This is a genomic window from Streptomyces marokkonensis, from assembly GCF_039539045.1.
GTDB classification, from domain to species: domain Bacteria; phylum Actinomycetota; class Actinomycetes; order Streptomycetales; family Streptomycetaceae; genus Streptomyces; species Streptomyces marokkonensis.
Window position 1 is genome coordinate 1 of record NZ_BAABCQ010000067.1, and the last position, 19265, is coordinate 19265.

The following is a 19265-nucleotide window of genomic DNA, read 5'->3' on the forward strand; positions in this document are numbered from 1 at the left end:
GTACAAGCCGGTAGTCAACCGGCCGCCGGGTACGCTTCTTTCTCCCGCCAGCCCCGAAAGGAACGTGCCGTGCCGACGTCCAGCGCCAGCACCACCGACTCCGCCAGGTCCGCCACAGGTGGCGTCCAGTCCCTGGAGCGCGCCTTCGACCTGCTCGAACGGATGGCGGACGCGGGCGGCGAGGTCGGCCTCAGCGAGCTCTCCGCGAGCAGCGGACTGCCGCTGCCGACCATCCACCGCCTGATGCGCACCCTCGTGGCCTGCGGATACGTACGCCAGCAGCCCAACCGCCGCTACGCCCTCGGCCCCCGTCTGATCCGGCTCGGCGAGTCCGCCTCCCGGCTGCTCGGTACCTGGGCCCGCCCGCACCTGGCCCGCCTGGTCGAGGAGACCGGCGAGACCGCGAACATGGCGCTGCTCGACGGGGACGAGATCGTGTACGTCGCCCAGGTGCCGTCCAAGCACTCGATGCGCATGTTCACCGAGGTCGGCCGGCGCGTCCTGCCGCACTCCACCGGCGTCGGCAAGGCGCTGCTCGCGGACTTCCCGGCGGACGAGGTGCGGGCCCTGCTGGGCCGGACCGGCATGCCGGCAGCGACCGACAAGACGATCACCACGCCGGACGGCTTCATCGCGGCGCTGGAGGACGTGCGGCGCCAGGGGTACGCGATCGACGACAACGAGCAGGAGATCGGCGTCCGCTGCCTGGCCGTCTCCGTGCCGGACTCCCCCACCGCGGCGGCCATCTCGATCTCCGGTCCGGCCGGCCGGGTCACGGAGACCGCGACCGAGCGGATGGTGCCGCTGCTCCAGCAGGTGGCGGCGGAGCTGTCGGAGGCCCTCCTCGCCTCGAACGGCAACCCGGCCGCCTGAGCCCCAGCACGCCACCCCCGCCCCCCGGCCAACCTGAGGCCGAGGGGCGTCGCGCGTCACACAGCACGTCTTCAGCGCGCCACTCGGCGCAGCCGCTTCAGCACCGGCGGACGCATCAACACGGGCGCTTCAACGCGACCGTTCGACGCGACCGTTCGACACGGGCGCTTCATCAGCAGCCGTTCAGCGCGGCCGCTTCACCACGTTCAGCGCCTCACCGGCGAGGTGGACCGCCGAACAGCTCCACGGCGTGACGGACATCCGTCAGCCCGCGCGACAGGGCGCTGACGGAGCCGATCGCGCCCACTATCAGCAGCAGAGAGCGGTGCAGCCGCGGCACCTCGGGAACACCGTGGTCCGTCATCGCGGCGAGGTCGGCGAGTTCGTCCTCGGCGATGACCCGGTCCGGAAATTCGGCGGGCAACAGGGCGAGTTGACGACGTAACCGGGACACCGCGGTCCGCAGGGCCACCACCCTCACATCGTCCTCGTCGCCGACGGTCACGCGCCTCTGCCCCAAGCTCCGCAACACAGCCCTCCCCCTCGCACCCCGTTGTGCGCCCCTACGTGGTGAACATGCCGAGCACCCCGTAGCACTTGGTCGGCGCCGCGAATGCGGGCCAGTAAACGCCACCCCGCACCCGGCGCGCCACCGTGCGCACCGAAATTCAGCCTCCGGAGTCCCGGCCCACGCCGGATCGTTCGGCGGGCGGTCAGGTATGCAGGACGCATGACGGACAACGAAGACCAGGCGGCGGCGGGAGTAGCGGGTCTACTGCTCGCCGCCGGGGGCGGGCGGCGGCTCGGCGGACGCCCCAAGGCACTGCTCGAACACCGTGGACACCCGCTCGTCGAACACGCGGTCGCGGCGTTGCGCGCGGCCGGATGCACTCGCGTGCACGTCGTCCTGGGGGCGCGGGCCGAGGACGTACGGGCACGGGCGGCGCTCGACGGGTGCGCCCTCGTGGACAACCCCGACTGGGAACAGGGCATGGGGTCGTCGCTGCGCGCCGGACTCGCCTCGCTGGCCGGCAGTGGGGACCGGGCCGCGCTGGTCGCCCTGGTGGACCAGCCCGGCATCGGAGCGGAGGCGACGGCGCGGGTGCGTGCCGCCCACCGGGACGAGACATCGCTCGCATCGGCGGCGTACGCGGGCGTGCGCGGGCACCCCGTCCTCCTCGGCGCCGCCCACTGGGCGGGCGTCGCGGCGACTGCGACCGGAGACCGTGGGGCACGCGCCTACCTGAGGGAACACGAGGCGGAGATCGAGCTGGTGGAGTGCGGAGACGTGGCGCGGCCGTACGACATCGACACCGAGGCCGACCTCCGCCACCTTGAGTAAGGGGTGTGGCACTGGGCGCCACCTTCCCTCGACTCGGAGAATCTCGACATCAACAAACCATTGAAGTTCCACGATGAGGAAACTAGTATCCACTGACCAGAAGCACCCGCCCGCACATCGGGTGCGCTATGCCCCATACGCACCCTCTGGCACCCGGTGCCACCGCTGAAGGAAGTGACAGCTCATGTCCGCACCAGCGCCGTCCCCGCTGGCCATCGTCGACGCCGAGCCCCTGCCCCGGCAGGAGGAGGTCCTCACCGATGCGGCGCTCGCCTTCGTGGCCGAGCTGCACCGGCGGTTCACGCCCCGGCGTGACGAACTCCTCGCCCGCCGTGCGGAGCGCCGCGCCGAGATCGCCCGCACCTCCACGCTCGACTTCCTCCCGGAGACCGCCGCGATCCGCGCGGACGACTCCTGGAAGGTGGCCCCCGCTCCGGCCGCGCTCCAGGACCGCCGGGTCGAGATCACCGGCCCCACCGACCGCAAGATGACCATCAACGCCCTCAACTCGGGCGCGAAGGTCTGGCTCGCGGACTTCGAGGACGCCTCCGCGCCGACCTGGGAGAACGTCGTCCTCGGCCAGCTCAACCTGGCCTCGGCCTACACCCGGAGCATCGACTTCACCGACGAGCGCACCGGCAAGTCGTACGCCCTGCGCCCCGACGAGGAGCTGGCGACGGTCGTCACGCGCCCGCGCGGCTGGCACCTCGACGAGCGCCACCTCCAGGTCGACGGCCGTCCGGTCCCCGGTGCCCTGGTCGACTTCGGCCTGTACTTCTTCCACAACGCCCAGCGCCTGCTCGACCTCGGCAAGGGCCCGTACTTCTACCTGCCGAAGACGGAGTCGCACCTGGAGGCCCGCCTCTGGAACGAGGTCTTCGTCTTCGCGCAGGACTACGTCGGCATCCCGCAGGGCACCGTCCGCGCCACCGTCCTGATCGAGACGATCACGGCCGCGTACGAGATGGAAGAGATCCTCTACGAACTGCGCGACCACGCCTCCGGGCTGAACGCGGGCCGCTGGGACTACCTGTTCTCCATCGTCAAGAACTTCCGGGACGGCGGCGCCAAGTTCGTCCTGCCGGACCGCAACGCGGTGACGATGACCGCCCCGTTCATGCGGGCGTACACCGAACTCCTGGTCCGCACCTGCCACAAGCGGGGTGCGCACGCGATCGGCGGCATGGCGGCGTTCATCCCGTCCCGCCGGGACGCCGAGGTGAACAAGGTGGCCTTCGAGAAGGTCCGCGCCGACAAGGACCGCGAGGCCGGCGACGGCTTCGACGGCTCCTGGGTCGCCCACCCCGACCTGGTCCCGATCGCCATGGAGTCCTTCGACAAGGTGCTCGGCGACAGGCCCCACCAGAAGGACCGCCTGCGCGAGGACGTCGACGTCAAGGCGGCCGACCTGATCGCCGTCGACTCCCTGGATGCCAAGCCGACATACGCGGGCCTGGTCAACGCCGTGCAGGTCGGCGTCCGCTACATCGAGGCGTGGCTGCGCGGCCTCGGCGCGGTGGCCATCTTCAACCTGATGGAGGACGCGGCCACCGCCGAGATCTCCCGCTCGCAGATCTGGCAGTGGATCAACGCGGAGGTCGTCCTCGACAACGGCGAGCAGGTCACCGCCGAGCTGGCCCGCAAGGTCGCCGCCGAGGAGCTGGCGAACATCCGCGCCGAGATCGGCGACGAGGCCTTCGCGGCCGGCAACTGGCAGCAGGCCCACGACCTGCTCCTGACCGTCTCCCTCGACGAGGACTACGCCGACTTCCTGACGCTGCCGGCGTACGAGCAGCTGAAGGGCTGACGCCCGGCTCCTCCAAGCCCCCCGCGCCCCCGGCACCCGCGAACGGCACCGGGGGCGCGGGCATGTGCCGGGCCGCATACGTCAGCCCAGATGCACGGACCAGTCCTGCTCGGCGGGCGGCTTGCCGTGCAGGTCGGGGACCCGCTTGAGCCAGTCGGGACGGCCGCGCTCGGTGCGTGCCGCGCGGGCGGCGTTCTCCGCGGCGAGCTCCTCACGGGTCGGGAAGTCGGTGGGCAGCCACTCCCGGGACGCCCGCACGCGCGCGTGCAGGTAGCCGACGTAGGCGTCCCTGACCTCGTCCGGGGTGTCGAAGCCGGCCTCGCGGGTCAGCCAGGCATCCGGCACCCGGGCCACCACGTCGCGCAGCAGCTCCCGAGTCACCTTCGGCGCCAACTCGGCGTCGGCGGCCCGGACGTCGGGCGCGTGGTGGCCGAGGGCGTGATGGCGGAAGTCGTACGCCTTCTGGGGCGGAGAGGCGCCCCAGCGGTGGTGGAAGACGAGGGCCGCCCCGTGGTCGATCAGCCACAGGCGCGGAGGCGCGATGCCGAGAGTCGGCCAGACCATCAGGTTGGAACTGTGCACCGTACGGTCCACGTTCACGGTGAGGGCGTCCAGCCACACGACGCGCCCGGCCTCCCCCGCGTCCACCGGGAACACCGCCGCGACCTCGGGGGTGAGGTCGGCGCCGCCCGACAGGTAGTCCATGCCGAGGTTGAGTCCCGCGCTGGCGTCCAGCAGCTCCCGCACCTCCTGGTGCGGTTCGCCGGCGCCGATCGCCGGGTCGAAGTCGGCGAGGACCAGCTCCGGCACCCGAAGCCCCAGCTCACGCGCCAGCTCTCCGACGATCACCTCGGCGACCAGCGCCTTGCGGCCCTGCGCGGAGCCGGTGAACTTCACTACGTAGGTGCCGAGGTCGTCGGCCTCGACGACACCGGGGACGGAGCCCCCGGAGCGCAGGGGTTCGACGTAGTGGGTGGCGGTGACCTGTCTCAACATTTCCGCAGTCGACCTGCCCCTTCAGCCTTGCGTCCGTGACCTGCCTTCGCGGCGCCCGTCAGGGGAGGTTACCCAGGATCGACCCTGGGGGAGAATCCTGGGAGTCCTGATCACCGGGCGGGTGACACACCCACCTCCACCCGGGCGCGGGTCCCCCAGCTGCCGATCTGCCAGCAGGTGGCCATGGCGTACAGGTACAGGGGGCGGAGCACCATCAGCCGCCACAGTCCGGCCACGGGGGAGAGTGCGAACATGAGGACCTGGTGCGACAGCGTCTCGTCGGTTCGCCGAATGGCGAACAGGCGCAGGCTGACCAGGTAGTTCAAGGCGCAACCGAGGATCAGCGTGTACTGGGCCAGCGGTCCCCACTGCCCGCGCAGCTCCGGAGTGACGAGGACGACGACGGGCAGCAGGAGTGCCAGCACGAGATGCGCGTACTCGACCACGGGCATCCAGAAGGCCAGTGAACGCAGCGGCATGTGGCGCAGCCACCACAGGTGCCGCACGGTGGTGCCGCGCATCCAGCGCAATTGCTGACGGAAGTAGTGGTGTGCCCTGTCCGGTACGAGGGTGAAGCACACGGCGGAGGGCTGGTGGACCGTCCGGCCCTCCAGGCGCGCGTACATGGTCAGCATGGAGTCGTCGTTCATCTGCATCGGGACGCCGCGGAAGGCCTCCCGCTCGTAGACCCCGGCATGCTTGCGCACGACGTCGGCCCGGTAGAAGGCGAGCGTGCCGGAGTTGATGAGAACGGAGCCGAGCACGGACTGCGCGCTGCGCAGGCCCCGGGTGAAGGGGACGTAGAGCACCGTGGTGAGCCGGGTCAGGACGTTGGTCCGGACGTTGAGCGGGACGACGAGTCCGGCCACGGACTGAACCCGCGGGTCGGCGAACGGCTTCAGGCCTTCCGCCACCGCGTGCTCGTCCAGAACGGAATCGCTGTCGAGGGTGGCGAAGACGTCGGCGTCGTCCTCGGCCAGCACGTGCATCTGGGCCCACCGCTTGCCGCGGTTGGGGGTGCGGTCCCAGGTCGCCTCGATGCCGAGTCGGCCGGCCTGGTCCAGGAACCAGGCGCGTTCGGCGTCGTACAGGAGGGGTTCGCCCGTCACGCCGTCGACGGAGCCGTCGTCGACGACACACACCCGCTGCACACGGCGGGACTGGGCGAACACGGACTCCAGACACGCGCGGAGCACCTGGGCGTCCTCGTTGTAGACGGGGACCTGGACGGTCACCCGCAGCCCGTCGATGCCCTGCTGCTCGGAGTCGGTGACCGTGGCCGGACGCTCCAGCCAGCACACGGGCAGCCACCACAGCAGGAGGAACGACGCCAGCCAGACGTACCCCAGGCCCGGGCCGGTGCTGTCACGCCACACGGTGAGTTGCAGTAGGTGCCAGGCCCCCCAGCCGACGACGAGGGCGAGGAGGGGCAGTGCACCGAGCGCGCCCTTCCCGTCCACGGGGACGTACCGCGCCCCGGGCAGGCCGGGCCCGGCCCGCCCCGCCCGGGTGGGGGAGGTGCCGGGCCTACGCGTCATGCGCGCTCCTCCCCCGCCGGAACGTGGCCCGGACCAGGAACGCGCCTCCGAGCGTGAGGGCGAAGGCAACGGCCACCAGCCATGTCTGGCCCAGTGCGATGCCGAACACGGACAGGCCGGAGCCCGTTGTGGCCAGTTCGTCGTAAGTCATCCCGCGACCTTCCCAGTAAGGGAGTTTTGCGACATATAGTACAAATGCCGCGCGAGATTCTCGTGCATTGCATGCAGGCGTCGTGCCGCGGGGCCCGGCTCGCCGTCTCTCCGGGACGTGGACCCGTTTCCCTTCGTACACGACCTGCGCCTGACGCTGCCGCACCGCACGGCCGGGCGCCCCGCCCCGGGCCGTCTCCTGGACGGGGCACTCGGCAGTACTCACGCCCCGAGCAGCGGGTTGGGCAGCGGCCGGTAGCGGGCGGTGGCGCCGTCCGCGCCCGTCCAGCGGAGCAGGAGGTTGGTCTTGCCGGGGAGGGTGGGTGAGGCGAGGAGAGCGGGGATCTCCGGGATGTCGTCGTGGCGGGTCAGGGTCCGGCGGGCGGCGGGCCAGGGGTCCAGGCCGGGATGGTGTTCGGCCAGGGCGGCGGCGATCTCGCAGAGGTGGTTGACGACGAGGCAGTAGACCAGCCGCTCCCAGCCGTCCGGCCGGGAGGTGTCCGGCAGCAACTTGACACCCTCGGCGTCCCGGAACAGGGCCTGCACCGGGACGCCGGAGGCGTCCACGGCGACCAGCGTGTTCTGCAGGTGTGCCTCCAGGACGACGCCGTCGTCGGCGAAGGCGGTCAGGACGGGCGGGACGACGGCGGCGAGGTACGCCTCCCACCAGGCCGCCGGGTCCGTGGTGCGCGCCAACGGGCTGTCCGGGAAGCCCTCCACGAGCGCGGCGGTGAGAAGCGGGGTCGCGCCGGGCAGGACGCGGTCACGCAGTCCGTCGCGCACGACGACGGCCAGTTCCTCGAAGGCGAAGTCCGCGGTGCGGTAACCGCGGTCGCCGAGCCAGGCCGCCGGGGAACCGACGGCGTCGAGGGCCTCGGTGGCCGCCGTGTCGGTGCGGCGCAGTCGCAGCAGGTCGTGGCGCCACAGGCGGCGAACGTCGTTGGTGATGCGCACGTCGAGGCTGAACTTGAGGAACAGGTCCTGTCCGGGGAGGTACTCGGCTGCGTACACCGTGCGGATCGCGGCCGTCGGCCAGGTGAGGAAGTCGGTCGTGCCGAGCCGGACGAGACGGCCGTCGGCGAAGGCGGGGGCCAGGGCGGCCGCCGTCAGGTTCAGCTGCCAGGGGTGGGCGGGCAGCAGCCGGTAGCCGGGCGGGGTCCTGCCGAGGGAGTCCAGGGCGGCGGTGTCGCCCTCGTCGACGACCGTGTCCTCGCGCACGGCGAGCAGCGTGAGCGGGAATCGGGCGTGCGCCTCGGGCGCGTACGGCAGCCAGCCGGCGTGCGGACCGCCTCCGCGCGCCTTGGGGGCGGGGTGGTGGGTGTGGCCGGTGAGGAGGGACTGCTCGGAGCGGAGGTAGGGGTCGTGGGGCGGGGTGGCGCGGGCGCGGGCCGTCAGGAGCGCGGCCACCGCGTCCCGGCTGTCGGTCATCTCGGTGGGCAGTTCGTGATTGGGCAGGCCGGTGTGCCGGCGCAGCTCTTCCGCGACGAGTTTCACCAGCTCGGTGTGGCCGACGCGGTGCCAGCCGCCCGCCCCGCGCACCTCCGGCTCGGCGGGCCGCCGGCCCTGGAGCACCCGGAGCAGTCTGCCGCCCGGCAGCCGGTACACCCGTCGGGTGCCGGGGGCCGGGCGGGGGCGGGGGGACGGGCCGGGGCCGGAGTTCGGGCGAGGGCCGGGGAGGGGTTCGGCCACCTCGCGCAGCAGGCAGTTGAGCAGCGATACCGCCGCGTAGGCGTCGGCGCGTTCCGCGACGTCCTCCCGGAAGGCGGCGTCGGCGCCGGTGGGCGGGGGCAGGAGATCCACGCGTTCCACTCGTTCCCTACGGTCTGTCCATGCTGTCCATGGCGGAGGCGGCGGAGTTGCCGGAGACGATCAGTATGTCCGTCGCCGTCCCTACGCCCTGACGTCCTACTCGTAACGTCCTACTCGTACCCGAGGAGCCCGCCCGTGCATCGTCCTCCCAGCGCAGCGGCCGAGGTCGCCGACGAGCTGGCGGCCGTCCGCCCCGGTCTGGTCACCCGGTTCACGGCCGAACTTCCCGGTGCCCGCGCGGCCGTGCTCTCCCGGCTGTGGCGTGCCTTCGCCCATGAACCACTGCCGTGGATCACGGGCCGGGAGCCCGCCGCCGGGGGCGGACTCGTGCTGCGCCTCGGGGACGGACGCCGGCTGGCGGGTCCGGTGGCCGACCCGTACCGCACGGACGCGTACGTCCGCGTCGTACGGCTCGGCGAGGCCGCGTACGACGATCCGGCGCGGCTGGTGGCTGACCTCGGCGCCCCGCACTCGGCGGGGTTCGCCGTGGAACTCGGGCACAGTGTCGCGTCGTTGGCACTGTCGCGAGCGGGTCAGGAGATTCACCCGGACGAGTGGCCCGACAACGACTGGGGCTGGGAGCGACGGGTGGTCGACGGACATCCCTACCACCCGAACTGCCGTTCCCGGCCGGGCTTCTCGGTGGCGGAGCAGCTCGCCTACGGGCCTGAGCACGGTCCGGTGGTGGGGCTGGGGCTGATGCCGGTCCCGGCGGCCGAGTGCGTGATGTCCGGGTCCTGGCCGCGGGAGCTGCGGGACGGGTCGAAGGTGCTGATCCCCGTGCATCCGTGGCAGGCGGCGCACGTGCTCAAGAGGCCGTGCGAGGAGGGGCCTGCCGCGCACCCGCTGATGTCCCTGCGGACACTCGCCGTGCCCGGCGGGCCGCACGTCAAGACGGCATTGAGCGCCCGGCTGACGTCCTCGGTGCGGGACATCTCGGTCGCCTCCGTCGCCGCGTCGGCGCACGTGTCGGATTTCGGGCAGGCGCTGGCGGCGCGCGCGGACGGGCTGCTGCACGTCACCCGCACGCTGGGCGCGGTGGCCGCCGGCTCCCCCGACCTGGCCGCCGTGCTGCGCGAGTCGCCGACGGTCCACGCGGCTCCCGGCGAGCACGTCGTCCCGGTGGCCGCGCTGGCCAGCACCGGTCTGTCCGGGTCTCCCGTCTGGCGGGCGGGGTTCACCCGTCTCGTCCTCACCGTGGGGCTGCGCCTGCTGAAACTGGGCGTGGCCCTGGAGGCGCACGGTCAGAACCTCCTCGTGGTGCTGTCCGCGGCGGGCGAACCGGTGCGCCTGGTCTACCGGGACCTGGCCGACATCCGCGTCAGCCCGGCACGCCTCGCCCGCCACGGCATCGACATCCCGGACCTGCCCACCCGGATGCTCACCGACGACCCGGTGGCCCTGCGCCGCAAGCTGTTCGGCTCGCTGGTGGGCGGCGCGCTGGCGGCGACGGTGGGCTCGGGCGCGGCGCTGCGGGACGCGTTGGAGGCGACCGTGGGCGAACTGCCGGGCACGCCGGACGTCTTGGCACTGCGTGAGCAGCCACTACCGGTGAAGGCTCTGACGCTGATGCGTACTTCGCCGGGAAGCGCCGGGGATCTGTGGGCGGAGCTGCCCAATCCGCTGCGTGGACGGTGAAGTCGGAATGTCGTCGCGGTCTCGTTTTGGAGCCCGGCACCACTGATCAATAGGATCCGCCGATGATCACAAGAACACGGCTGGCGGCGGGTGCCTGTGCCCTGCTCGCCGCGCTGACGGCCGGGATCGCCTTCCCGGCCCCAGCGGCCGCCGGTGAACCCACGGGCGAGGACGCGCCGAAGGTCAACCTGGTGCTCGACGTCAGCGGTTCGATGCGGACCCGGGACATCGACGGCGGTACCCGGATGGCAGCGGCGAAGCAGGCGTTCAACGAGGTGCTCGACGCGACACCCGAGGAGGTGCGGCTCGGCATCCGGACGCTGGGCGCCGACTACCCGGGCGACGACCGCAGGACCGGCTGCGAGGACACGGCCCAGCTCTACCCGGTCGGCCCGCTGGACCGCACCGAGGCCAAGACGGCGGTGGCGACGCTGACGCCGACCGGCTGGACGCCGATCGGCCCCGCACTCCTCGAGGCGGCCGACGACCTCGACGGCGGCGACGGCTCCAAGCGCATCGTGCTGATCAGCGACGGCGAGGACACCTGCGCCCCGCTCGACCCGTGCGAGGTGGCCCGAGAGATCGCCGCCAAGGGCATCGGGCTGACCATCGACACACTGGGCCTGGTCCCCAACGCCAAGATGCGGCAGCAGCTCAGCTGCATCGCCGAGGCGACCGGCGGGACATACACCTCGGTCGAGCACACCGACGAACTCACCGACAAGGTGAACCAGTTGGTGGACCGGGCGACCGACCCGGTGGTGACGCCGGTCGCCACCGAGGGCGCGGACACCTGCGCCAAGGCACCGGCACTGGAATCGGGGCTGTACACCGACCGCGAGGAGTTCGGGAAGCAGCGGTGGTACCGGGTGGACGTCGAACCGGGCCAGGAGCTGCGCGCTTCGGTGAGCGTGGGCGCCGACCGGACCGTGAACCCGTCCTACGGGGTGCTGCTTCGAGCGGTGACGGTGCACGGCCGGGAGATCGTGCGCGGCGAGGCGGCGGGCAACGGCCGTACGGACGCGCTCTCGACGGGGCTGCGCTACCCGAAGGCGGAGAGCGACGAGGAGGACGCCCCGGCCGAGACCGTGTGCCTCCAGGTCACCAACTCCTTCTCCGTCGCCGCCGGTGTGAAGACCACGCCCGGGCTGCCGCTGGAGCTGACCGTCGACGTGGTGGACGGTCCGGGCGACTCCGACGACGTGGCCTCCTTCGGCCTCGGACGTGGCTGGTGGCTGCTCGGCGTGCTGGTGCTCATCGGCTTCGTCGCGGGTCTGCTGTGGGGCTGGCTGTCGCGCTGGCGGTTCGCGGTCTGGAGGGCCAACTGATGCGTATCACCCGAACGCTGAGCGCCGCCGTGCTGCTGCTCGGCCTCGCCGCGACCCCCGCGGCAGCCGACTCCTCACCCTCCGCGGACCCGTCGGCCGACGGCGGTGCGCCGACCGAGGCGGGCACGTCCTTCCGTACGGCCGCCGAGTTCGAGCAGGGGCAGCGGGCCACGGCGAACGGCTCCGCGGGCGACTACCTGTACTGGTCGTTCCCCGCGGACGCCGGTCAGCGTCCCACCGTGAAGGCCACGGTGAAGCTGCCCGAGACACACGCCGCCGAGACCTGGCGGATCGACGTGTACGACGGTCTGCGCCGCCGTCAGGCCTGCCAGTACGGCGCGCAGACCCGCACCGCCGCGCCCGGCACCTCCTCCCTGGAGCTGGCCTGTGTGCTGCGAACGGTCCGCGCGTGGTCGGAGCCGTGGGCGAACGACCCGCTGCCGGGTACGTACTACGTCCGGCTGACGGCGGTGAACCTGCCGACCTCCGACCTGGGCGTCCCGGTCTCCACCGAGGTCCGGGTGGACTCCAAGGACATCGGCGGGGCTGCCGCGGTGGACGGTTCGCTGGCCGAGCCGCTGGTACCGGGCGTGGCGATGAAGTCCCCGGCGGACGAGGAGGGCTCGGGCGGCGGCACCGTGCTGTCCGCGATCGAGCCCGAGGACGGCTGGTCCTCCGGCTGGTGGTCCGACCGGTGGGTGTGGACCGGGATCGGCGGCGTGCTGGCCGCGCTCGCGGGCATCGGCGGGTACGCGCTGACCCGCGGGTCGGGGCGGCCCTCGCGGGTGCCGCCCGCTGCTTGACACCCGCTCAGGAGGCCCGCCCCCGGCGGGCCTCCTGACGTTTCACCCCGCCTGAAGCGTCTTGGCCACCGTGCCGTCACCGGTCACCTCGACGCGGCCGTCGCGCACCGCTTCCCCCAGGTCCAGCTCCCCGCGACTGAGCGCCGCGCAGGTGCCGGCGTCCAGCACCAGGCGGGCGTCGGGTTCCGCCGGAGCGGGCCCGTCGCCGTACACGGGTCCCCGGCGCTCGTCCGTACCCGCGTGCAGATGGAATTCCCCCTCCTCCAGCCGGACCTCGACGAGCCCCTCGCCAGCCCCGGCCTCCCGCAGGGCCCGCAGCAGGGGCAGCGCGAACCAGTGCGCCCGTACGGCGTCCGTCGGCCGCCGCTCCCCCAGCTCTCCGGCGCCCCACACCCCCAGCGCCTCCAGCACCGGCAGCAACCCGCGTCCGCGCCGGCTGAGTTCATAGACGTACGCCACTCCCGGCGGGGGCAGCCGGCGCCGGGTCGTCAGCCCGTCGCGCTCCATGTCCTTGAGCCGCGAGGCGAGTACGTCCGTACTGACGCCGGGCAGGTCGGCGTGCAGGTCCGTGTAGCGCCGCGGTCCTGCGAGCAACTCCCGGACGATCAGCAGGGTCCAGCGGTCGCCGACGGTGTCGAGCGCGCGGGCGGCGGAACAGTACTGGTCGTAGCTTCGGCGAGGTGACATGCGACGCAGTGTAGACAAGTTGTTGGACTTTCCAAGCTCCAACTTGGTAAAACCAAGCAACACCAGATACCGGAGGGGAAGCGCCGCATGGAATTCCGGCAGTCGAACAAGCTCAGCGAGGTCTGTTACGAGATCCGCGGCCCGGTCATCGAGCACGCCAACGCGCTGGAGGAGGCGGGGCACAGCGTGCTGCGCCTCAACACCGGCAACCCGGCCGCCTTCGGGTTCGAGGCGCCGGAGGAGATCGTCCAGGACATGATCCGCATGCTGCCGCGGGCGCACGGTTACACGGACTCGCGCGGCATCCTCTCCGCCCGGCGAGCCGTCGCCCAGCGCTACCAGGCGCTCGGCCTGGAAGTGGACGTGGACGACGTCTTCCTGGGCAACGGCGTCTCCGAGCTGATCTCCATGGCCGTCCAGGCCCTGCTGGAGGACGGCGACGAGGTACTGATCCCCGCCCCCGACTTCCCCCTCTGGACGGCGGTGACCTCCCTCGCGGGCGGCAAGGCGGTGCACTACCTGTGCGACGAGCAGGCGGAGTGGTACCCGGACCTGGCCGACATGGAGTCCAAGATCACCGACCGCACCAAGGCGGTCGTCGTCATCAACCCGAACAACCCCACCGGCGCCGTCTACCCCAAGGAGATCGTCGAGGGCATCCTCGACCTCGCCCGCCGCCACGGCCTGATGGTCTTCGCCGACGAGATCTACGACCAGATCCTGTACGACGACGCCGTGCACCACTCGGCCGCCGCGCTCGCCCCCGACCTAGTGGTCCTCACCTTCTGCGGCCTGTCGAAGACGTACCGGGTGGCGGGCTTCCGCTCCGGCTGGATGGTGGTCACCGGCCCGCGGCAGCACGCCCGCGACTACCTGGAGGGCCTGACCATGCTGGCCTCCATGCGGCTGTGCGCCAACGCGCCCGCCCAGTACGCCATCCAGGCCGCGCTCGGGGGTCGCCAGTCCATCCACGAGCTGACGGCTCCGGGCGGGCGACTGCGCGAACAGCGGGACGTGGCCTGGGAGAAGCTGAACGAGATCCCCGGCGTCTCCTGCGTGAAGCCGAAGGGCGCGCTGTACGCGTTCCCGCGCATCGACCCGGCCGTGCACAAGATCCACGACGACGAGAGGTTCGTCCTGGACCTGCTGCTGAGGGAGAAGATCCAGGTCGTCCAGGGCACCGGCTTCAACTGGCCCTCCCCCGACCACTTCCGCATCCTGACGCTGCCCCACGCGGACGACCTGGAGGCGGCGATCGGGCGGATCGGGCGCTTCCTGAGCGGGTACCGGCAGTAGCCGCGGCCCGGGGAGCGGCACCCCGGTCGGCCGTCCGTGCGGCGCCGTACCGGTCGTCGTCCGCTACTCGATCGGCAGGCTGGAGACCGTGAAGGGCAGGCTCTGCGGGGGAAGTCCGACGGCCCAGCGGTTGTACTGGCTGTTCACGACGAGAAGACGGTCGTGGTCGGTGATGACCGCGGCGGAGGGGTGAAGCAGGCCCTCGGGCGGCACGAGACCGTGCACGAACCGGCCACTCGAGAGGTCTTCGTCCATCTCGAGGACGGCGACCTGCGGCTCCGTGTCGGGATCGTCGTACAGGTTGCCCTGGGTGACGTAGAGGCGGCCGTCCCTCCATGCCAGGGCGTCGCCGTTGACCAGGGTGTGGCCGCCGAGGTCGACCTCGGTGGTCCGGCCGGTGGAGCGGTCGATGCGCCACAGCTTCCCGGTGTTGCTCTGCACGGCGAGCAGGTGGCGGCTGCCGACCGCCACGATGCCGTTGAGGTTGTGCTGTCCGTCGATCCAGTCGACGCCCGAGGCGTCGACGTCGAGCCAGTGCTCCAGCCTCCACCGGCCGCGCTCGTCCTCGGTCAGGCGGTAGACGACCGGCTTGAAGGAGTCGGTGACGTAGGCGGTACCGTCCGCGGCCACCGTGACGTCGTTGACGAAACCGCCCTTCGCGCCGTGCTGTGTGGTCAGCAGGGTGCCGGTCGCCGAGTCGTAGACCCGCAGCGTGCCCGTGGCGCCCCCGTTGACGTAGAGCCGCCCCTCACCGTCGATGGTCATGCCGGCGGTGAAGGACCGTCCGTCCCGCCCGTCGGGCGACCAGACCCGTGCGGCGGGTTTGCGTACATGCCCCCGGTAGAGGGTGCCGTCCTGGGCGCTGCCCACGTAGTAGTGCCCGCTGCGCGGGTCGTAGGCCACCCCGGTGGGGAAGGCCTTCTCCCCCGGGATCACGTAGTGGTCGGGGAGCCGCGCGGTGGCGGATCCGGAGCGGGCAGCGGATTCGGAGCCGGCGGCGGCCTGGGAGCCGGCGACGGCGGTGACGGCGATCACGGTGACGGTTGCCAGGGCGGAGGCGAGCAGGCGCATGGAGGCCTCGGTGGGGTAGGTGGGGCGGGTGGTTTCGTCCATCCTGGGCCGGTCGGGGCCCGGTTCCCTCCGCTCCGTCCCACCGGGGGCACGGCGAACCTGGGTACTCCCGGTGCCCCCTCACCGGCCTACGCCTTGGCCATGACGCGCAGCGCCTCCTCCTCGGGCGAGCCCGGAGCGGCCGTGTAGACGAGGAGGCTCAGCTCGGGGTCCTGGGGGAAGTGGGTGATCTCGTACGAGAGCGTGAGCGGGCCGGCCTCGGGGTGGTCGATGCGTTTGAGACCGTGGGACTTGGTGCGCACGGTGTGCTGCTGCCAGTGGCGCCGGAACTCCTCGCTGCCCTCGTTGAGTTCCTCGACCAGCCGCCAGAGTTCGGGGTCCTCGGGGAAGCGGCCCGCCGCGATGCGGAGATGGCCCACCGCCTCGCGGGCGATCATCTCGCGGTCGGGGTAGCGGCCGCCGATCTCGTCGTTCAGCAGATGGAGTCGGCACAGGTTGCGGTCGGCCACGGGCAGTGCGGCGAAATCGGTGATGAGGGCGCACACGGGCCGGTTCCAGGCCAGTACGTCCATCCGGCGGCCCATGGCGAGCGCGGGAGCGGTGATCCATTCCAGCAGCCTGCGCACGCCGGGGCGAGCCGCCTCACCGGGGACGGACTGCCCGGTGTCCGGCTCCGGGCTCTGGGGCCGCGCCAGTCGGAAGAGATGGGCGCGCTCGTCCTCGTCCAGCCTCAGGGCGGCGGCCACCGCACCGAGCACGGCGTCCGAGACGCTGCGGTTTCGGCCCTGCTCCAGGCGTACGTAGTAGTCGATGCTCACCCCCGCCAGGTGCGCCAGCTCCTCACGGCGCAGCCCCGGCACGCGCCGCAGGCCCGAGCCGGAGGCGAAACCGACGTCCTCGGGCCGGATCCTGGCCCGCCGTGAGCGTACGAAGTCCCCCAACTCGCCACGTGACCGCATGGGTTCATTATCGCCCTCCCCGGCGTCCCCGGGTTCGCCGTCCACGGGCCGCGCCGTACCCGGGTCCGACGGCTCCCGGGCACGGCGGGGCACCGACACGGCACACGCGGACGTACGCGCGCACCGATCGCCAGGTTTCCGACCGTAGCCTGGGCGGCATGGGTGATCTCTTTCTGGTCCGGCACGGCGAGACCGAGTGGTCGCGGTCCGGGCGGCACACCGGGCTGACGGACGTGCCACTGACCGAACACGGGCGGGACCAGGCGCGGAGTCTCGTGCCGTTGATCCGGTCGCACCGGATCGGGGCCGCGTTCGTCAGCCCGTTCCAGCGGGCCCGGGAGACGGCCGAGCTGATCGGGTTGCAGGAGGAGGTGCGGATCGACCCCGACCTGCACGAGTGGGACTACGGCGGGTACGAGGGGGTCACGACGGTGGAGATCCATCGCAGCCGGCCGGACTGGTTCCTGTTCACGGACGGGGTCGAGCCCGGGCCCCCGGACCGTCCCGGGGAGTCTCCGGAGCAGGTCGGCGATCGGGCCGACCGGGTGCTGGCCAGGGTGGAGGCCGCCTTCGCCAACACGGAGGGGTGCGTGGTGCTGGTGGCGCACGGGCACTTCCTGCGGGCGCTCACCGCGCGCTACCTGGGGCTTCCGGCGTCGCACGGGGCACTGTTCCAGCTGGGCACGGGCACGCTGTGCCGGCTGGGCACGGAGCACGCGCGGCCGGTGGTGGCCGCGTGGAATGTCAGACCTGTGTCTTAGCCTTCTGAGGTATGACCCATGAGGGGAGAAGCACGCCGTGGCACTGTCGCCGACCGCCGCCCAGCAGCGTGTCATCGCCGCCGCCGACCCCGTGACCGGGCGTCTGAGAAGCACGGAGGCGCAGCTTGCGACGCTGGTGAAGCGGGGGCTCGCCTTCCGGCACCCGCGCCCGCCGCACGACCACTTCCTGACGCCGGCAGGGCACCGGATACGGAAGGATTCCGACGAGGACGAGGCGCCTCCGGCTGCCGAGCCGCCCTCGCCGGCCGCCGGTGGCGTGTTCATCTCGCGGGTCGGCGGCGAGGATCCCGCGCCGGAAGGTGGTCCGGCGCGACTGCGTGAGGTGCGGAGCGCATGGCAGGGGCTGCTGGAGCTGCGCCGGATGACGCATCCCGACGGGGCGACGGACCGGCCGTGCAGATGGGAGTGCACGCATCTCGTACAGGCCGCCGCGCTGGCTCTGGAGGCGGCCGGGTGCCGGCCGGCCGGGCCAGACGACGGTGACGGCTACCGGGTACGTGCGACGCCGCAGCCCGAGGCCGTCGCCGTGTACGAGTCCGCTGGCACGGCACTGCGGGACTGCGCTGCGGTGCTGGTCCGGGCCGGTTGGCAGGCGGGGGAGCACACCGAGCCGCGCACGCGGACCCGTTATCTGCTGGCCTCCCCGCGCAGGGTGTGAGGAACATGCCAAGATCGGTCGGTCAGCACGTCCAGGAGGATAGGCGGTAGCGGTGAGCCAGCTGTTTGCCGTGCCCGCGACCGTCCGCGGGCACGAGACCGACGCACAGGGACATCTGAGCCAGTCCGTGTACCTGAACTACGTGGAGCACACCCGCTGGTCGCTGTTCCAGGCGGCCGGCATCCGGCAGGCCGATTCGTGGCCCGGGGCGTGGGCCCCGTCGCCCTGGAGACGACCCTCCGCTTCCGGCGGGAGCTGCTCACCGGGAACGAGGTGGAGGTGACGTGTGGGTTCGCGTGGGGCGAGTGCAATACCTTCCGGATCGGCAGATCATCTGCAAGGCGGACGGCACGGTGGCCGCCGAGATCGATGCGGTCGGCGGGGTCATCGGCCTGAGCGCCCGCAAGCTGGTGGCCGATCCACGACAGCAGTTCAAGGAACTGGCCGCGGAGCCCGGAGTCCTCGGTCTGTGACCCGCGCCCCCCGGGCGTCCATGGACGGTGCGGGCGCCGGCCCGTCCCACTCGAGGTTGCGTAGGGCCAGGCAACCTTCACCCGCTCTCTCGGATCGCCATCACGGCTCTCCACGTGACCGGCACGGGCCGGCGCCCGACACCGCAGGAAGGTGATCGACGCCGCAGTCGTCCAGCCCGAGTCCGAGCCCGAAGGCGGCACGGCGATCCACCGGCGCCGGATCGTCAGGGGCCGTTCGGCCGATCACCCGAACCTGGCCTCGGTCGGAGTCGGTCAGCCCGTGACGCGGATCTCGACCAGAACGGATTGCTTGCCCCCGGAAGGAAGGTCTCCCTCGCCCACAGTGACGAACTGCCCCTCGGCGACGTTCACGGTGGTGGTCTCGCCTTCGGCGGTCAGGTCGGCGCTGATGGGCCGGTCCGCGGCTTCGAGGGCGAACACGCGGGGAAGTTCCAAGGTGATATAGCCGACCGCGTCAGTGGCCTTGAAGCAGTACAGCTCCTTCCGGCCCACCGTTGGGTCAGCGACGGTCTGCACCCTGATCTGATCGACTGAGAAGTCACAGTCGGCCAGCGTGATGTGGCCGTCGCCCCTCTTCAGGAGAATGCCTTCCTCTGCGAGGACCTGCTCGGCATTCGGGTAGTTGAAATCCTCGACCGCGGACGGAGGCAAGTCCGCCGCCGCGGTGCCCGCCGAAACCGAGGACGGGGCCGACGTGGCGAAGGCGATCGAGGTCACCCCTGCCACGGAGGCGACTGTCGCTGCGATACCGACCAGCATGCGTCTGCGTACGCGTGATGTCATCAAAAGTCCCTTCAGGCAGCGCGGAGTGGCACCAAGTCCGAAACGGTGCCCCCAAACCCTTGCCCCCGTCACGCTGTACTGGCTGACGATCAGAATGCCGCTGAAGACTAACGTATCGACAGATGAGGATTCCTGTGCGATCCGCCACACAGGAGGACGCTCGCCTGCCGGCGTCAATCGCCTCCCCTGCGGTGCCCGGTAGAGAGTGCTGAAGCGCACGACGTCGCTCCAACTACCGGGCTGACACGCTC

18 protein-coding genes and 1 pseudogene are annotated in these 19265 nt (G+C 71.8%); 10 read left to right on the forward strand and 9 right to left on the reverse strand.

Annotation, left to right across the window (positions count from 1 at the left end; all coding sequences use genetic code 11):
- Positions 1-69: 69 nt before the first annotated feature.
- Complete coding sequence (allR, locus tag ABEA26_RS18235; RefSeq protein ID WP_345593576.1) at positions 70-873, forward strand: allantoin degradation transcriptional regulator AllR; 804 nt, start codon at positions 70-72, stop codon at positions 871-873.
- A 214-nt stretch (positions 874-1087) separates the two neighbouring features.
- On the opposite strand, the gene ABEA26_RS18240 is transcribed toward allR, so the two are convergent.
- Entirely contained in the window at positions 1088-1405 is a 318-nt protein-coding gene (locus tag ABEA26_RS18240) for a DUF5955 family protein (RefSeq protein WP_345593577.1), read from the reverse strand.
- Positions 1406-1603: 198 nt separating this feature from the next.
- Between ABEA26_RS18240 and ABEA26_RS18245 the strand changes: the two genes are divergently transcribed.
- Together ABEA26_RS18245 and aceB are read left to right on the forward strand one after the other, a co-directional pair.
- Positions 1604-2215, forward strand: coding sequence for a nucleotidyltransferase family protein (locus ABEA26_RS18245; protein ID WP_345593578.1), 612 nt, complete (start codon positions 1604-1606; stop codon positions 2213-2215).
- Positions 2216-2399: 184 nt separating this feature from the next.
- A complete protein-coding gene (gene aceB, locus ABEA26_RS18250) occupies positions 2400-4022 on the forward strand; it encodes a malate synthase A (protein WP_345593579.1) in 1623 nt (540 codons plus the stop codon).
- Positions 4023-4103: 81 nt separating this feature from the next.
- On the opposite strand, the gene ABEA26_RS18255 is transcribed toward aceB, so the two are convergent.
- From ABEA26_RS18255 to ABEA26_RS18270, 4 genes are all read right to left on the reverse strand, one after another.
- Entirely contained in the window at positions 4104-5018 is a 915-nt protein-coding gene (locus tag ABEA26_RS18255) for a HipA family kinase (RefSeq protein WP_345593580.1), read from the reverse strand.
- A 110-nt stretch (positions 5019-5128) separates the two neighbouring features.
- On the reverse strand, positions 5129-6556 hold the full coding sequence (locus ABEA26_RS18260) for a glycosyltransferase (RefSeq protein ID WP_345593581.1): 1428 nt from the start codon (positions 6554-6556) through the stop codon (positions 5129-5131).
- Complete coding sequence (locus ABEA26_RS18265; protein WP_345593583.1) at positions 6546-6707, reverse strand: hypothetical protein; 162 nt, start codon at positions 6705-6707, stop codon at positions 6546-6548. Before ABEA26_RS18265 ends, ABEA26_RS18260 begins: the two co-directional genes overlap by 11 nt.
- A 221-nt stretch (positions 6708-6928) precedes the next feature.
- Positions 6929-8515, reverse strand: a complete 1587-nt coding sequence (locus tag ABEA26_RS18270) for an IucA/IucC family protein (RefSeq protein WP_345593585.1) — start codon at positions 8513-8515, stop codon at positions 6929-6931.
- A 135-nt stretch (positions 8516-8650) separates the two neighbouring features.
- Between ABEA26_RS18270 and ABEA26_RS18275 the strand changes: the two genes are divergently transcribed.
- The 3 genes from ABEA26_RS18275 (at position 8651) to ABEA26_RS18285 (ending at position 12284) form a co-directional block, all read left to right on the forward strand.
- On the forward strand, positions 8651-10153 hold the full coding sequence (locus ABEA26_RS18275; RefSeq protein ID WP_345593586.1) for an IucA/IucC family protein: 1503 nt from the start codon (positions 8651-8653) through the stop codon (positions 10151-10153).
- Positions 10154-10215: 62 nt separating this feature from the next.
- Positions 10216-11481: a vWA domain-containing protein gene (locus ABEA26_RS18280; protein ID WP_345593587.1), complete on the forward strand. Its 1266-nt coding sequence runs from the start codon at positions 10216-10218 to the stop codon at positions 11479-11481.
- Positions 11481-12284 (forward strand): hypothetical protein, encoded by an 804-nt coding sequence (locus ABEA26_RS18285; protein WP_345593588.1) that lies wholly within the window; start codon positions 11481-11483, stop codon positions 12282-12284. The genes ABEA26_RS18280 and ABEA26_RS18285 overlap by 1 nt, the downstream gene beginning before the upstream one ends.
- Positions 12285-12326: 42 nt before the next feature.
- On the opposite strand, the gene ABEA26_RS18290 is transcribed toward ABEA26_RS18285, so the two are convergent.
- Positions 12327-12971, reverse strand: coding sequence for a winged helix-turn-helix transcriptional regulator (locus tag ABEA26_RS18290; RefSeq protein WP_345593589.1), 645 nt, complete (start codon positions 12969-12971; stop codon positions 12327-12329).
- Positions 12972-13058: 87 nt separating this feature from the next.
- On the opposite strand from ABEA26_RS18290, the gene ABEA26_RS18295 reads away from it, so the two are divergent.
- Complete coding sequence (locus ABEA26_RS18295) at positions 13059-14267, forward strand: pyridoxal phosphate-dependent aminotransferase (RefSeq protein ID WP_345593590.1); 1209 nt, start codon at positions 13059-13061, stop codon at positions 14265-14267.
- Positions 14268-14330: 63 nt separating this feature from the next.
- On the opposite strand, the gene ABEA26_RS18300 is transcribed toward ABEA26_RS18295, so the two are convergent.
- Complete coding sequence (locus ABEA26_RS18300) at positions 14331-15380, reverse strand: SMP-30/gluconolactonase/LRE family protein (RefSeq protein WP_345593591.1); 1050 nt, start codon at positions 15378-15380, stop codon at positions 14331-14333.
- Positions 15381-15466: 86 nt separating this feature from the next.
- Positions 15467-16297 (reverse strand): helix-turn-helix domain-containing protein, encoded by an 831-nt coding sequence (locus tag ABEA26_RS18305; RefSeq protein WP_345593592.1) that lies wholly within the window; start codon positions 16295-16297, stop codon positions 15467-15469.
- A gap of 158 nt (positions 16298-16455) precedes the next feature.
- On the opposite strand from ABEA26_RS18305, the gene ABEA26_RS18310 reads away from it, so the two are divergent.
- The 3 genes and pseudogenes from ABEA26_RS18310 (at position 16456) to ABEA26_RS18320 (ending at position 18210) form a co-directional block, all read left to right on the forward strand.
- Entirely contained in the window at positions 16456-17058 is a 603-nt protein-coding gene (locus ABEA26_RS18310; protein WP_345593593.1) for a histidine phosphatase family protein, read from the forward strand.
- 37 nt (positions 17059-17095) lie between these two features.
- On the forward strand, positions 17096-17737 hold the full coding sequence (locus ABEA26_RS18315; RefSeq protein WP_345593594.1) for a hypothetical protein: 642 nt from the start codon (positions 17096-17098) through the stop codon (positions 17735-17737).
- Between the two features lie 52 nt (positions 17738-17789).
- Positions 17790-18210 (forward strand): annotated as a pseudogene (locus tag ABEA26_RS18320) (acyl-CoA thioesterase).
- Positions 18211-18483: 273 nt separating this feature from the next.
- Here the strand turns inward: ABEA26_RS18320 and ABEA26_RS18325 are convergent.
- Entirely contained in the window at positions 18484-19233 is a 750-nt protein-coding gene (locus tag ABEA26_RS18325) for a hypothetical protein (RefSeq protein ID WP_345593595.1), read from the reverse strand.
- Positions 19234-19265 lie beyond the last annotated feature (32 nt).

Coding starts and splice junctions, on each gene's coding strand:
- ABEA26_RS18245 (WP_345593578.1), top strand. CDS start 1,604: ATGACGGACAACGAAGACCAGGCGGCGGCGGGAGTAGCGGGTCTACTG.
- ABEA26_RS18255 (WP_345593580.1), bottom strand. CDS start 5,018: ATGTTGAGACAGGTCACCGCCACCCACTACGTCGAACCCCTGCGCTCC.
- ABEA26_RS18265 (WP_345593583.1), bottom strand. CDS start 6,707: ATGACTTACGACGAACTGGCCACAACGGGCTCCGGCCTGTCCGTGTTC.
- ABEA26_RS18310 (WP_345593593.1), top strand. CDS start 16,456: ATGGGTGATCTCTTTCTGGTCCGGCACGGCGAGACCGAGTGGTCGCGG.
- ABEA26_RS18295 (WP_345593590.1), top strand. CDS start 13,059: ATGGAATTCCGGCAGTCGAACAAGCTCAGCGAGGTCTGTTACGAGATC.
- ABEA26_RS18305 (WP_345593592.1), bottom strand. CDS start 16,297: ATGCGGTCACGTGGCGAGTTGGGGGACTTCGTACGCTCACGGCGGGCC.
- ABEA26_RS18280 (WP_345593587.1), top strand. CDS start 10,216: ATGATCACAAGAACACGGCTGGCGGCGGGTGCCTGTGCCCTGCTCGCC.
- ABEA26_RS18290 (WP_345593589.1), bottom strand. CDS start 12,971: ATGTCACCTCGCCGAAGCTACGACCAGTACTGTTCCGCCGCCCGCGCG.
- aceB (WP_345593579.1), top strand. CDS start 2,400: ATGTCCGCACCAGCGCCGTCCCCGCTGGCCATCGTCGACGCCGAGCCC.
- ABEA26_RS18260 (WP_345593581.1), bottom strand. CDS start 6,556: ATGACGCGTAGGCCCGGCACCTCCCCCACCCGGGCGGGGCGGGCCGGG.
- ABEA26_RS18300 (WP_345593591.1), bottom strand. CDS start 15,380: ATGGACGAAACCACCCGCCCCACCTACCCCACCGAGGCCTCCATGCGC.
- ABEA26_RS18285 (WP_345593588.1), top strand. CDS start 11,481: ATGCGTATCACCCGAACGCTGAGCGCCGCCGTGCTGCTGCTCGGCCTC.